Genomic DNA, 13,123 nt, shown 5'->3' on the forward strand with positions numbered 1-13,123 from the left:
GAACCCCGTGAGCCGCCTCGTTTTTGATGCAAATGGAAATGGAAATCGCAAAGCCTGTTACGAAAAAAACTGAATCCGCACGAGGCCGAGAACGACCCGGAAGATCGTTTTAAGCACAATCAAAGTGATTTTCTTGAGCAACTCATGCTCCCTCTCTTTTACATCCCCTACGGTGACACCGAGCAGGACGCGAGAAGGAGAAGCCAGCATAGAGTGGAAAGATGCCGTATTTTGTCTATAGGTAACCAGCTCGGGGGAAATGCCCAGCTGCGTGGCCGTTTGCGTCTGCAGCTTGATAAACATCGCATTAGAACCGGTGTTGCTTCTGGTCAAAAAGCGCCGCCCATCCCGCCGATCACCGAGGAGAAGAACATAAAGGCACCGCCAAACAAAGTGGCTGCGGCTTGGGCCAGCGTATCCGTCATTGAAGCGGCGGATAACATCCGTCGCACACCAAAAAGGTGTAAAGGAATACCTGGTCGTCACTCAAGGGAGGATGCGGGCCGTGCTTGGCGAATGCCTGCTCGATACGATTTTGGAAGAAGGGGATTCGCTCTACTTTGAGGCGGATATTCCCCACCGTTTTATCAATGTCGGGGACATGCCATTTAGCGATTATCCCGTAAATGACTCTACTAACAGCAGATCAGTCAGGCAGCAGAAGTCAGAGGTTTATATGAATCTTCTAAATAGATAGACAAATAAAAAGGGATACCCTATCCTGTACGAAGAATGCGTTTTTGGGGGTAAGCCTATGTCCACGATGACAAATCGGCAGCCGGATGAGGAGGCAGTTAGGCCAGAATCTGATGCGGTCAGCCCGGAATCGGTGGCAACTAGCCCGAAATCGACGGCAGACAGGCCGGAATCGGCGACAGCCAAACGGCGGAAGGCGCTGCGAAAGCTGCTCTGGTTTGCCTTGTCTGTCCTCGCTTTTGTCCTCGTCTATTTTGGACTCGAAGCATACATGGACTATGGGGCTCGGGTCACCCTTGCGATTACGCTGGCCGTCATCGTGCTCTGGGTGCTGGAGCCGATCCCTTTTTCGATGACCGCCGTGCTGGTTCTGTTTTTGCTGCCGATCTCGGGAGCGGTTTCCACGGATTTGATCCTGTCTGGCTTTGCATCGCCTGCTATCTTTCTTATCGTTGCAGGCATGATGATTGCGAGCGGGGTCGAACAGACTCCGCTGGGCAAGCGGCTGGCGTATCAGCTGCTCTACTGGTTTGGCGAGAAAAAAGGGGGCGTGCTCGCCGGGATCATCCTCGTTCCCCAGGTCATGGCCTTTTTCATTCCCGCCGCTGCCGTGCGTACGGCGATGCTGCTGCCCATCGTTTTTTCCATCACGTCGATTCTCGGCGTAAAAGCGGGGGATGTCCGCGGCAAAAAGCTGATGATGGGTGTCGTGATCGGCTGCGGAATAAGCGGAACGGCTGTCCTGCCGGCAGCTCTTGGAAACGTGATTACGGTCGATTTGATCAACACCTATCTGCAGACACACGTGACCTATACGGACTGGCTCGTGCTCGCTTTGCCGATGTGGCTGATCATGATCCCGGCATCCTGGTGGGTGCTGTATCGCTCTTTTCCCGTGAAAGAGCCGATGCCCAGCGGATTGAAGGAAAAGATGAAAGAGTTGATCGCGGAGCTGGGACCGGTCAGCTCCAGGGAAAAACGGCTGATGGGCATCCTCGCAGGGGTCTGCTTCTTGTGGGCGCTGGAAGGCGTTCACGGGTGGCCTCCGGTCATTCCCGCCTTGATCGGAGCTGTTCTGATGGCGTGGCCGGGGATCAAGGTGGCGGACTGGGAGAAGATTCTCGATGTCAAATTTGCTCCGCTGGTGATGCTTGGCGTCACGCTGTCGCTGGGAAGGGCGCTGTACGAGACAGGTGTGACAGGTTACTTGTCCAAATGGATGGAATCCGATTTGACGCTGTACCTCTTTTCCAATCCCGCGCTGGCAGTGCTGACAGTGGCTGTGCTGACACAACTGATCCACAAGGTGACGTCAAATGTATCCACGGCGGTGATCGCCACCGTGCCTGTTGTGATGGCGTTGGCGGCCCACTCCCCCGATTCTCCGGCGCTGCTGCTCGCCTTTGTTGCCGGGCTTACCAGTCTGTACGGATTTATTCTGGTTGTCGAGACGATTCCGGGCGTGATGGTGCACGGGACAGGGTGGGTGACGCAGCAGGATTTCTTTGTACCCGGCTTTTGGCTGACACTCGTAACGACGGGCCTAACATTCCTGATGGCGCTGACCTGGTGGAAATGGCTCGGGTATTATTAGTTCAGATAGTCATAGTCACGGTAATTGCAAAAAAAGAGCGACTGATCTGCCGGCTGTTTTTTGGCGCCCTGCTGGCATCCAGTCGCTTTTTTGTCATGTTTTCCATTTGCTAGACAAGAAGAGGACCCTTCTCTCCGCTCCGAATCCCTGCTCCATGCCGGTTTCGCCGTGACCAAAATGACCAAAAAGAACAATAAGAACACAATATTTATAATGATTCCAAAATTTACTACAATATTTTTGGTAAACGCTTTCATGGCGGAAGGAAAAAGAGTAGGGGGTATTCTTATGAAAAAAAGATGGAAGGCTGCACTGGCAGGCTGTCTGTCTGTGCTGATGCTGACGGCTGCGGGCTGCGGCGGCGCAAAGACACAGGATGCATCGGCGTATACACCGGAAAAACCGTTGATCATCAAGTTTTCTCACGTTACGACGGCTGACAGCCCGAAAGGCAAGGCTGCTACCAGATTCGCCGAGCTGATGGCGGAAAAGACGGGCGGAAAAGTGAAGGTCGAGGTGTATCCGTCCTCCCAGCTCTACGGCGACAAGGACGAGATGGAAGCGCTGCAGGCGGGGAACGTTCATATCATCGCACCTTCCGCGACGAAGCTGGTCGGCTTCAATCCGGCTTTCCAAATCGTCGACATGCCGTTCCTGTTTAAAAACCACGACTCGGTGATCAAGTTCTGGGACGGAGAGCTGGGCAAAAAGCTGCTGGGCTCGCTGGAGAGCAAAAACATGCTGGGCCTGGCCATGTGGGAAAACGGGTTTAAGGTGTTTACCGCAAACAAGCCGCTGGCAAAGCCTGAGGACTTCAAAGGCCTGAAATTCCGGACGCAGGCAGGAAAGGTACTGGAAGCGCAGTTTAAAGCGCTCGGTTCCGGTGCAGCAACCATTCCTTTCGGTGAAACCTATACCGCCCTGCAGCAGGGAACCGTTGACGGCCAGGAAAACACCTGGAACAACATCGACACGCAAAAATACGTGGAAGTGCAGAAACATCTGCTCGTCTCCAACCACGGACGCCTCGACTACATCGTCCTGACAAACAAAAAATGGTACAGCGAGCTGCCGGAAGAGTTCCGCAAGGCGTTTGACGAATCCATGGCCGAAGCGACAAAATACGAGCGCGAGCTGGCTGTGCAGCTGGATAAAGAATCGGAGAACAACCTGAGAAACTCCGGCATGACGGTTGTCGAGCTGAGCGAGTCCGAGCGCGAGGCATTCGTAAAGCTGATGGAGCCGGTTTACAGCGAGTTTGCCGAGACGGTCGGAAAAGAGATCATCGACGGAGCCAGAAAGCTGTAATTCAGGGGAAAATGGAAAGCCAGGAAAGGCACCTGCCTAAAGGGAGCAAGGTGCCTTTCTCTTCCAACCAATGACCGGGGGAGGTAGATACAATGTCAAAATGGCGGGAGCGATATGCCACTTTCGAGGATTACCTTGCAGGGACACTGATTGTCATCGGTGTATCGCTGATCTTTTACGGAGTAGTTTGCCGGTATGTGTTTAACAGTCCCAAAGCGTGGATCGATGAAATCTCCACCTACTTTGTTGTCTGGGGAGCCTTGACAGGGTTTGCTGTCGCGCTCCGGGACGGCCATCACATCCAGGTCGACATTGTGTACGACCGCGTTTCTCCAGCCTTGCGAAAGGCGTTTGACGTGTTTTCAAATGCGCTTGGTGCCCTCTTTTGCCTTTGTTTTATCTTTTTTGGAGGAAAGCTGCTTTCGCTGTACTGGGTCACGCAGCAGCAATCGACTGACGTCGGAATTTATCTGTGGATCGTCTATCTCGTCATTCCGTTGAGCGGACTGATGCTCGGCTATCGCTTCGTGGAAAAACTCTTGGCCAGTCTGAAAAAAGAGGTGAAGATTGAGTGGAATGGATAGTATTTATCCTCTTTTTCCTGCTCCTGCTGCTGAGGGTGCCGGTCGCGATCGCCCTTGTTTTTTCCGCTTCGCTGGCGCTGCTGGACAGCGGCTTTAATCTGGATGTTCTGCCCCAGAAGATGTTCTCGGCACTGAATGTGGCGACTCTGATGGCGATTCCCGGGTTTATCCTGGCCGGGGTGCTGATGTCGCGCGGGGGGATTTCAAAAGCGTTGATCGATGCGCTGCGGGCATGGGTAGGCCATTATTCCGGCGGCTTGTCCGTCGTGACGATCCTGGCGTGCGCAGTGTTTGCCGCGATTTCCGGCTCCAGCCCGGCGACAGCTGCCGCCATCGGGGCGATCATGATCCCCGGGATGGTGGCAGCAGGCTACAGCAAGCGGTATTCGATGGGCCTCGTTGCCGCAGCCGGAACGCTTGGCATATTGATTCCGCCGTCGATTCCGCTGATCGTCTACGGGACTGTAGCGGAGGAATCGATCGGAAAGCTGTTTATGGCCGGTTTTGTGCCCGGACTGTTTTTGACTTTAGTACTGGTCATTGCCGCAATCATTTACGCGAAGGTGAAAAATTTTGGCCGTCTCCCCAAAGCGAGCTGGGAGGAGCGGATCAAGCTGAGCATAAGGGCGCTGCCTGCCGCCTTCCTGCCCTTTTTGATTCTCGGCACGATCTACATGGGCGTGGCCACTCCGACGGAAGCCTCTGTTGTCGCGTGTGTCTACTCCCTGATCATGGCGGTGTTCGTCTACCGCCAGATTTCCTGGAAGGACACGCAAGCCATCCTGCGGGAAACGGTGAATACGAGCGCGATGATCTTTTTCATCATCGCGGGCGCTACCGTGTTTGGCCTGTACCTGACCAACGCCCAGGTGCCGCAGGATATTGCGGCATGGATCATGGAGGGCGACGTCAACAAGTGGACATTCTTGATTGCATGCAACATCCTGTTCTTTATCATGGGGATGTTCCTTGAGCCGACATCGATTATTTTGATTACGCTGCCGATCTTCCTGCCGATCCTGCAGTTGCTTGGCATCGACGTCATTCATTTTGCCATTATCATGACGGTAAACATGGAGCTTGGCATGATCACGCCGCCGGTCGGACTCAACCTGTTCGTGGTGAGCGGCATCACCAGGGAAAAGCTCGAGGAAGTGGTAAAGGGCGTTATGCCTTTCATTGCCCTGATGGTGCTGGTACTGGTCATCATTATCATTTGGCCGTCCCTGTCGCTGTGGCTGCCGGTCCAGATGGCGAACTGAAGCTCTTGTCAAAAAAAGGAGAATCGAAGAGAGAGAACGAGAAAAACAGTCCCCAAGCGATGAGATGCTGCATCTTTCTCTCCCAGCAGAAAAAAGGGTGTTTGCTCACAAATCTCCTGTCTGCTATTCTTTAAAGCAAATCAAACATGCAAGCATTGTTTTCTAGGGTTCCGCAGCGAATCGCTGGTCTGGTCCGAGAGAAAACACACAGCGCTTCGCTGTGACACGGAGGGACAAAAGCCCGGGAGTATCGTTATGAATTGACGATATGCCCGGTTTTTTTTGTTTGCGCAAGGTCCGAGCGCTGAAAGCTGCATGTGAGGAGGGGAAGATGAGTGAATCGAGAGTGGACAAAGGTATTTTTTGCGGCATTTTTTGAGGTATTCTGGGTGATTGGCTTGAAGCATGCGTACAACGCCTGGACGTGGCTGGGAACGGCCGTCGCCATCTACATCAGCTTTTACATGATGATCATGGCGGGGAAAAAGCTGCCCGTAGGGACGGTTTACGCCGTGTTCGTCGGATTGGGTACAGCAGGCACCGTGTTTGCCGAGATCGCCTTCTTTGGCGAGCCGTTTAAGTGGGCAAAGATATTGCTGATTTTGCTGCTGCTGGCCGGTGTCGTAGGACTCAAGCTGGTCACCGATGACAAAAAGCGGCAACAGGAAGGAGCTGAGTCCTGATGGCATGGGTTTTTCTTGTATTGGCAGGCATCTTTGAAATGATCGGGGTGGCCATGATCAATAAAATGCACCGCGACCGAAATTGGCTGTCTACCGTCTACATGCTTCTCGGGTTTGGCGCCAGCTTTCTGTTTTTGTCTCTGGCCATGAAGACGTTGCCGATGGGGACTGCGTACGCAGTTTGGACCGGCATCGGAGCATCGGGCGGGGCCATCCTGGGCATGCTCCTTTATGGGGAGTCGAAAGACTGGCGGCGCATCCTGTTCATTTGCATGGTGCTGGGGGCCGCAATTGGACTCAAGGCGATTTCGTAAATCGCTGACAGCCTCAATCTCATCCACAAACACGGATACAGACAGTCACGACGGCGGATTGACGGTCAAGGCAAGATTTTTCAGACAAACAGCATCGACAAAATTCCGCATATTCCCTATAATGAACGGAAAAGACAGTCCCTATTTTGTAGGAGATGGTGACGATTTATTACGTACTTTCTTTCTTGATTTCATTTGTGATCGTGTACTTGTTGATTCCGCCGCTGGGGAAATTGGCTTTCCGGCTCGATTTTGTGGACAAGCCGCGAAAGGATGTCGAGCGAAAAATTCATCGGGAGCCGATCCCGCTTACGGCCAGCTACGCGATTTATATCGGGTTTGCCGTGCCTTATGTGCTGTTTTCGGACGAAACCTTGGTTCAGACGATTGCCGTACTCGCGGGCGGCCTGCTGCTTCTGATCATTGGAACGGTTGACGATTGGTACAAGACGCAGGGCAAAGACTTCTCTGCTTTGCCAAAGCTGATTGTCCAGCTGTCAGCGGCTGTGCTTGTCTACGCGTCCGGCATTGCCTTTACAGGATTTTACAATCCGCTCAGTGGTGAGTACGTGCTGCTTCCGGTTTGGTTACAGTTTATTTTGACCATCCTCTGGATTTTTGGGGTGACGACGGTCATCAACTTCTCGGACGGCATGGATGGACTCGCCGGAGGGCTTTCCGCCATATCGGCCGGAACGCTGTTTATTGTGGCTCTGGTAAAAGGACAAAACACCTCCGCCATCATGGCTATCGTTCTGGTCGGAGTGGCAGTCGCCTACCTGCGCTACAACAAGCCGCCAGCCAAGGTGTTTATGGGGGATGCGGGAGCGACGTTTCTCGGGTTTATCCTCGGGGTCATCGCTTTGGATGGAGCCTTTAAGCAGGCGACGGTCCTCTCCTTGTTTATCCCGATCCTGGCGCTGGGAGTGCCGATTTTTGACAATCTGTTCGTGGTCACCAAGCGTTTTTTGCAAGGCAAGCCGATTTATCAAGCGGATGCCAGTCAGGCGCATTACCGCTTGCTGCGGACAGGGATGAATCAAAAACAGGTAGTGGCCTTTCTTTGCCTGATCAGTGTTTGCTTCAGCTTGACATCGATCATATTGCTGCTGCTGCAGGTATAAAAGCGCGGCGCTCGCAACGGACGGGGAGCAGAATCATGCAGACGATTCTGCTCTTTGTTTTGTTATGAGATGGCCATCAACAATTTTTAATAGAAGAACATTGACATTGATTCCCATCCGTGATAACTTACTCATGTGACAAAAAATTCCTTTCCGTTTGTTATGCGCAGGTCACGGCCTATCGTGGCGTGCGCTTTTCTCGTTTTCAGACAAAGCACATTGCGGTGGCGTGGTGTGCTTTTTTGTTTTTTGACGCAGGACCAAAGAGAGGGGAGTGAAAAGCATGATCACGGTTATGCAAAAGCTCGGATGGTTTTTCAAGCAGGAATGGAAACGGTACACGCTTGCCATTTCGCTGCTCGTGATCACCAGCATTCTGGAGGTGGTTCCGCCCATGCTGGTGGGCAAGTCGATTGACTCGATTCAGCTCGGGGCGCTGACGTGGGCGGGGGTGACGCAAACGCTGCTGCTGCTCCTGGGCATTACCATCGTTACATACTGGATGAACTACGTGTGGTTTTACAAGCTGTTTGGAGGGGCGGTTACCATTGAGCGGCTGATGCGTTCACGGCTGATGCGGCACTTTTTGAAGATGACGCCCACTTTTTTTGAACGAAACCGAACGGGCGACCTGATGGCCCGCGCCACGAACGATCTGCAGGCAGTAGCGCAAACGGCCGGCATCGGGATTTTGACCTTGTTCGATTCCACCATTTGGATGGCGACGCTGCTCGTGACGATGGTCGCGTTCATTTCCTGGAAGCTGACGCTCGCTGCGATCCTGCCGCTGCCCATCATGGCGGTTTTGATCAGAATGTACGGCAAATGGATTCACTCGCGGTTTACGGCCGCTCAAAATGCGTTCGGCGAGATGAACGATGGTGTGCTGGAGACGATTTCGGGCATCCGGGTGATCCGTGCGTACGTCCAGGAGAGGGCGGCGGAGCGGCATTTCGCCGACGTCACAGGGGATGTTCTCCAAAAGAACCTGGCTGTCATCCGCATCGATGCGCTGTTTGAACCGACGATCAAAATACTGGTCGGCGTCAGCTACATGATCGGACTCGGCTACGGGGCACATCTCGTGTTTCATAATGAGCTGACAATCGGCGGGCTCGTTTCCTTCAACGTCTATCTGGGGATGCTGATCTGGCCGATGTTCGCGATCGGCGAATTGATCAACATCATGCAGCGGGGAAATGCCTCGCTCGACCGGGTAAACGAGACACTCAGCTACCAGCCTGATGTTCCCGAACCGACAGAGACGATACCGCTCGAGGCACCCGGACAGATTGCGTTTCACAACGTAACATTTCGTTATCCGACCTCGACTGTCGACAATTTGCAGCAGATCAGCTTCACGCTGGAGAGAGGGCAAACGCTGGGGATTGTCGGGCGAACAGGAAGCGGCAAAACAACGCTGGTCAAGCAGCTATTGCGCGAATATCCGCCTGGAGAAGGCAGCATCACAATCTCCGGGGTTCCGTTGGAGAAAATCGACATGGACCAGCTGAAATCATGGTACGGCTATGTCCCTCAGGAGCAGTTTTTGTTCTCGAGATCCGTAAAGAACAATATTTTGCTGGGCAACAGCGATGCGAGCGAGGAGGAGTTTGCCTATGCCCTGGCTGCTTCCGCATTCCAAAAGGATTTGCAGTACCTGCCCAAAGGAGTGGAAACGCTGGTCGGGGAAAAAGGCGTAGCGCTTTCCGGCGGCCAGAAACAGCGCGTTTCGATTGCCCGGGCACTCATTTCCGACCCGCACATCCTCATTCTGGACGATGCGATGTCGGCGGTCGACGGGCGCACAGAGGCGGAAATCATCGCCAATATCCGCAAGGCCAGAGCTGGCAAAACCACGCTGATTACGACACACCGGTTCTCGGCTGTACAGCATGCGGACCACATTTTGGTACTGGATGAAGGACGTGTCATCGAGGAAGGAACACATGATCAGCTCATGGCGTTGGGCGGCTGGTACAAGGAACAGTTCACACGCCAGCAGGTAGAAGAAAAACTGACAGGGAGCAGGTGAGGGAGATGGATGCGGAACTGTATGATTTGGAGATAGACCGGACCCCGGGCAATGTGGCCAAAACGGGCAAGCGGCTCGTTCGCTATGCGCTGCTTTTTAAATGGCAACTGCTCGCCGCGCTGCTGATGCTCGCCGTGGCGGTGGGAACAGATCTGGCAGGCCCCTTGATCGCCAAGCGGATGATCGATGTGCACATCTCCGGCATCGAGCAGCCCTGGTATGTGACAGAGCAGCAAGGTCCGTATGCGGTATCCTACGGCGGCAAGCTGTACAAACGCGCCGACCACTTTTCCGAGGGAGAGCCCCGCGGTGCGGAAGCAAGGGTGATTCAGGTGCAGCAGGATTATTACTTTGTCGGCGAACCCGTGCTGCTTGACGGCGAAAGGACCATTACGCCGGAAGGGCAGCTCGCGATCACGAAGGGAACGGAAACCCGGACTTACGCGGCACAAAAGCTGGCAACGGGGGAGCTTTACCCGTTTTTTCAACCGGAAATGAGCGGTCTGATCCAGTTGTGCGTGTTCTACTTTGGCCTGCTGATCATTTCCGCTGCTTTCAGCTATGGCGAACGATACCTGCTTCAGGCTACCGCGAACCGGATTGTCAGAAAGATGCGGATGGACGTGTTTGCCCACATCAACAAGCTGCCGATTCACTACTTCGACAATTTGCCGGCAGGAAAGGTCGTATCGCGGATTACAAACGACACCGAATCAACTCGCGATCTGTACGTTACCGTATTGGCCAATTTCTTCTCCGGCATCATTTATATGGTCGGGGTATTCGCCGCCTTGTTCATGCTAAACAGCCAGCTTGCGGCCATTTGCCTGTTTATGGTTCCCCTTCTGGGCGTCTGGATCTACGTGTACCGCCGGTTCGCCAAGCGGTTCAACCAGGTGATCCGGGCGACCGTCAGCGAGATCAACGGTATGATCAATGAGACGATCCAGGGCATCGCCATCATCAAGGCGTTTCGCACCGAGAAAAAGACGCTGCAGGATTTTGAAACGTACAATCTGAGGCATTTTACGTACAAAAGCAAGCTGCTCAGCCTGAATGCCATGACCGGTCACAATCTGGTCGGAGTCATTCGGAATATCGCCTTTATCGCCCTGATCTGGTATTTTGGCGGCATTTCCATCTCGGGGGTGGAAGGCGTCATTTCGCTCGGCGTGCTGTACGCCTTCGTCGATTACCTGAACCGGCTGTTCCAGCCCGTCGTACGCATCGTCCATCAGCTGCCGAATCTGGAGACGGCGCTAGTGTCGGCAGAGCGGGTATTCGTCCTGCTTGACGAGCAAGGGGAGGAAGTGTCGGATCAGAAAATCGAGCGATACAAAGGACACGTCAAGTTTGAGGACGTATGGTTTGCCTACAAGGACGACGAGTACGTTCTCAAAGACATTGCATTCGAAGCGAAGCCCGGACAGACCGTGGCGCTCGTCGGCCATACAGGTTCGGGGAAAAGCTCCATCCTCAATCTGCTGTTCCGCTTTTATGACGTGCAGCGCGGCCGGATCACGATAGACGGGGTCGATATTAAGGACGTCCCTCGCCAAACCTTGCGCGATCACATGGGAATCGTTTTGCAGGACCCGTTCCTGTTCACGGGCACGATCGCATCCAATGTCTCGCTCGGAGACGATTCGATTTCCAGGGAGCAGGTGGAAAAGGTGTTGGTTGAAGTCGGCGGAGAGCGGGTATTGAAGCATTTGCCCAAAGGAATTGACGAGCCGGTGATCGAAAAGGGAAGCACCTTGTCGGCGGGGCAGCGGCAGATGATCTCCTTTGCCCGGGCACTTGCCTTTAACCCGGCGATTCTCATACTGGATGAAGCCACCTCCAACATCGACACGGAGACGGAAGCGATAATCCAGGATGCGCTCGAAGTGGTGAAAAAGGGCCGGACGACGTTTATCATCGCGCATCGGCTCTCGACGATCAAAAACGCTGATCTGATTCTCGTATTGGACCGAGGCGAAATCGTCGAGCGGGGTGACCACGATACCCTGATGCAGCTTGGGGGCAAGTATTATCAGATGTATCAGCTTCAGCAGGGGGAGCAGGAGTTGACTGCGGTGGAGGCAGGCTCGCTGTCACCGCGAACCGTATAGCGACGCAATCGGCAAAGGACCGGACAATAAGCTGCCCGGTCCTTTGCCTGTTTTTGCGCATGAGAAGACTACCCGCAGTTCCGCAATAAGATGCGGGAACCAACCGTTTTGCTGCTCGCAAGGAGCAGTTCAGACTGCGATAATGACAGCGCTTTCGATTCTTGATTCCATAAATTGGGAATTACTTCAGGAAAGCGCTTGCCCTCTTTTCTGGCGATGCGGCGTCTTTTTGGTTTCGCATGCAGCTCTTCCAGCTCTTTCATAATGGCAGGGCCGATGACCGGAGCGAAAGCATCGTAGACCGACTTCATCGCCGCTTGCCATACCTCCGTTTCTTCCGCTGTCAGCTTGTGGATCTCCAGCGGCATTTTCTGGAGCTGGTTCCACTGCTGCTCGTTGATGGCGAGAGCTTGCTGGTTGCTGTACGCGGTCGTTTCCTTCAAGGCCTCCTGGATGATGGTTTGCGTTTCCGGCGGGAGATCTTCCCAAAACTGCTTGTTCATGATGACGGCATAGCCGAGATAGCCGTGATTGCTCAGCGTCATGTACCGCTGGACCTGATACAGTCTCCTCGTATAAATATTGGAGATCGTGTTTTCCTGGCCGTCCACCTGGCCGCTGGCGAGCTTTTGATACACGTCTGTAAACGGGGCCCCGTACCCTTTCGCCCCAAGCGCCTGAAACTGGGCTTCCAGCACCTTGCTCTGGATGATCCGGAAACGCTGTCCTTTGAAATCCTCCGGCCTGCGGATCGGCCGATTGCTCGTCATCTGCTTGAAGCCGTTGTTCCAGAAGGCCATTCCTTTCATGTCGAAAGGCTCCAGGCTTTCAAACAGCAGTCTTCCGATTTCCCCGTTGAAGGCCTCCTCCACATCCGTCTCGTCCCGAAAGGCAAATGGCAGATCGAGAACCGACCACTCGGGAATTTTGTCGGCAAGGTTGGAAAAGGCGGGGGCGATCATCTGGATGTCGCCGTTTCGCAGGGCATCGTATTCCGTAATGTCGGAGTACAGGATGCCGTTTGGAAAGACCTGCACCTCGATACGTCCGTTGGATTTTTCTTTGACGAGCTGCGAAAAGCGCTCGACAGCGAGCCCCTTTGGCGTGTTTTCCGCGACAACGTGACTGAATTTGATAATCAGCCGATCCTGCAAGCCCTCCTGCTCCTCGTCATAGGCCAGTGGAGAAAAAGGCAGGTCGGTGCGAAACCCGATCAGGATCGCGCTCAAAAATCCGAGAACGACGACCAACGTAATGCTGAGAAATGATTTCATGAATGACACCTGCTTACTTTTTTTGTTGCCAATGCTTTTTCGATTTCAACCTCTCTTTTCTCGAGGACGTATGCGGCGGATACGATATAATGGTAACAGGTAACCCCATGGGAAAGGAAGAACCTCACTGTTTAA

At 53.7% G+C, this 13,123-nt stretch carries 12 protein-coding genes and 1 riboswitch; of the genes, 10 read left to right on the plus strand and 2 right to left on the minus strand.

The annotated features are described in order from the left end of the window. Nucleotides 1-57: 57 nt before the first annotated feature. On the minus strand, nucleotides 58-333 hold the full coding sequence (locus EDM54_RS18820) for an L-lactate permease (protein WP_024983463.1): 276 nt from the start codon (nucleotides 331-333) through the stop codon (nucleotides 58-60). 91 nt (nucleotides 334-424) lie between these two features. Here EDM54_RS18820 and EDM54_RS18825 point away from each other — a divergent pair, with 91 nt between their 5' ends. The 10 genes from EDM54_RS18825 (at nucleotide 425) to EDM54_RS18875 (ending at nucleotide 11,714) form a co-directional block, all read left to right on the plus strand. Continuing rightward, nucleotides 425-697, plus strand: a complete 273-nt coding sequence (locus tag EDM54_RS18825) for a cupin domain-containing protein (protein ID WP_255320276.1) — start codon at nucleotides 425-427, stop codon at nucleotides 695-697. Nucleotides 698-754: 57 nt separating this feature from the next. Then, complete coding sequence (locus tag EDM54_RS18830) at nucleotides 755-2,290, plus strand: SLC13 family permease (protein WP_122958627.1); 1,536 nt, start codon at nucleotides 755-757, stop codon at nucleotides 2,288-2,290. 288 nt (nucleotides 2,291-2,578) lie between these two features. Then, nucleotides 2,579-3,598, plus strand: a complete 1,020-nt coding sequence (locus tag EDM54_RS18840) for a TRAP transporter substrate-binding protein (RefSeq protein ID WP_003388096.1) — start codon at nucleotides 2,579-2,581, stop codon at nucleotides 3,596-3,598. Between the two features lie 92 nt (nucleotides 3,599-3,690). Beyond that, on the plus strand, nucleotides 3,691-4,182 hold the full coding sequence (locus EDM54_RS18845) for a TRAP transporter small permease (protein ID WP_003388095.1): 492 nt from the start codon (nucleotides 3,691-3,693) through the stop codon (nucleotides 4,180-4,182). After that, nucleotides 4,170-5,444 carry a TRAP transporter large permease gene (locus EDM54_RS18850; protein ID WP_003388093.1) on the plus strand — a complete coding sequence of 425 codons (1,275 nt, stop codon included), beginning with the start codon at nucleotides 4,170-4,172 and terminating at the stop codon, nucleotides 5,442-5,444. Before EDM54_RS18845 ends, EDM54_RS18850 begins: the two co-directional genes overlap by 13 nt. Before the next feature lie 151 nt (nucleotides 5,445-5,595). After that, a riboswitch (guanidine-I (ykkC/yxkD leader) is annotated at nucleotides 5,596-5,694 on the plus strand. 85 nt (nucleotides 5,695-5,779) lie between these two features. Continuing rightward, nucleotides 5,780-6,127, plus strand: a complete 348-nt coding sequence (locus EDM54_RS18855; RefSeq protein ID WP_003388091.1) for a DMT family transporter — start codon at nucleotides 5,780-5,782, stop codon at nucleotides 6,125-6,127. After that, nucleotides 6,127-6,441, plus strand: coding sequence for a DMT family transporter (locus EDM54_RS18860; RefSeq protein WP_003388089.1), 315 nt, complete (start codon nucleotides 6,127-6,129; stop codon nucleotides 6,439-6,441). The genes EDM54_RS18855 and EDM54_RS18860 overlap by 1 nt, the downstream gene beginning before the upstream one ends. A 155-nt stretch (nucleotides 6,442-6,596) precedes the next feature. Beyond that, nucleotides 6,597-7,565 carry an MraY family glycosyltransferase gene (locus tag EDM54_RS18865; protein WP_024983124.1) on the plus strand — a complete coding sequence of 323 codons (969 nt, stop codon included), beginning with the start codon at nucleotides 6,597-6,599 and terminating at the stop codon, nucleotides 7,563-7,565. Between the two features lie 283 nt (nucleotides 7,566-7,848). Beyond that, entirely contained in the window at nucleotides 7,849-9,600 is a 1,752-nt protein-coding gene (locus EDM54_RS18870) for an ABC transporter ATP-binding protein (RefSeq protein ID WP_122958628.1), read from the plus strand. Nucleotides 9,601-9,605: 5 nt separating this feature from the next. Then, the gene (locus EDM54_RS18875) at nucleotides 9,606-11,714 is read left to right on the plus strand and encodes an ABC transporter ATP-binding protein (protein WP_122958629.1); all 2,109 of its coding nucleotides are present in this window, start codon (nucleotides 9,606-9,608) and stop codon (nucleotides 11,712-11,714) included. A gap of 68 nt (nucleotides 11,715-11,782) precedes the next feature. Here the strand turns inward: EDM54_RS18875 and EDM54_RS18880 are convergent, their stop codons facing one another. Beyond that, complete coding sequence (locus EDM54_RS18880) at nucleotides 11,783-12,988, minus strand: TRAP transporter substrate-binding protein (protein ID WP_039071202.1); 1,206 nt, start codon at nucleotides 12,986-12,988, stop codon at nucleotides 11,783-11,785. Nucleotides 12,989-13,123 lie beyond the last annotated feature (135 nt).

It is taken from the genome of Brevibacillus borstelensis (assembly GCF_003710865.1).
Taxonomy (GTDB): Bacteria; Bacillota; Bacilli; order Brevibacillales; family Brevibacillaceae; genus Brevibacillus; species Brevibacillus borstelensis.

Bases quoted from the DNA above. Each gene is read 5' to 3' on its own strand.
- EDM54_RS18830 (WP_122958627.1), top strand. From the start codon at position 755: ATGTCCACGATGACAAATCGGCAGCCGGATGAGGAGGCAGTTAGGCCA.
- EDM54_RS18840 (WP_003388096.1), top strand. From the start codon at position 2,579: ATGAAAAAAAGATGGAAGGCTGCACTGGCAGGCTGTCTGTCTGTGCTG.
- EDM54_RS18845 (WP_003388095.1), top strand. From the start codon at position 3,691: ATGTCAAAATGGCGGGAGCGATATGCCACTTTCGAGGATTACCTTGCA.
- EDM54_RS18860 (WP_003388089.1), top strand. From the start codon at position 6,127: ATGGCATGGGTTTTTCTTGTATTGGCAGGCATCTTTGAAATGATCGGG.
- EDM54_RS18865 (WP_024983124.1), top strand. From the start codon at position 6,597: ATGGTGACGATTTATTACGTACTTTCTTTCTTGATTTCATTTGTGATC.
- EDM54_RS18870 (WP_122958628.1), top strand. From the start codon at position 7,849: ATGATCACGGTTATGCAAAAGCTCGGATGGTTTTTCAAGCAGGAATGG.
- EDM54_RS18875 (WP_122958629.1), top strand. From the start codon at position 9,606: ATGGATGCGGAACTGTATGATTTGGAGATAGACCGGACCCCGGGCAAT.
- EDM54_RS18880 (WP_039071202.1), bottom strand. From the start codon at position 12,988: ATGAAATCATTTCTCAGCATTACGTTGGTCGTCGTTCTCGGATTTTTG.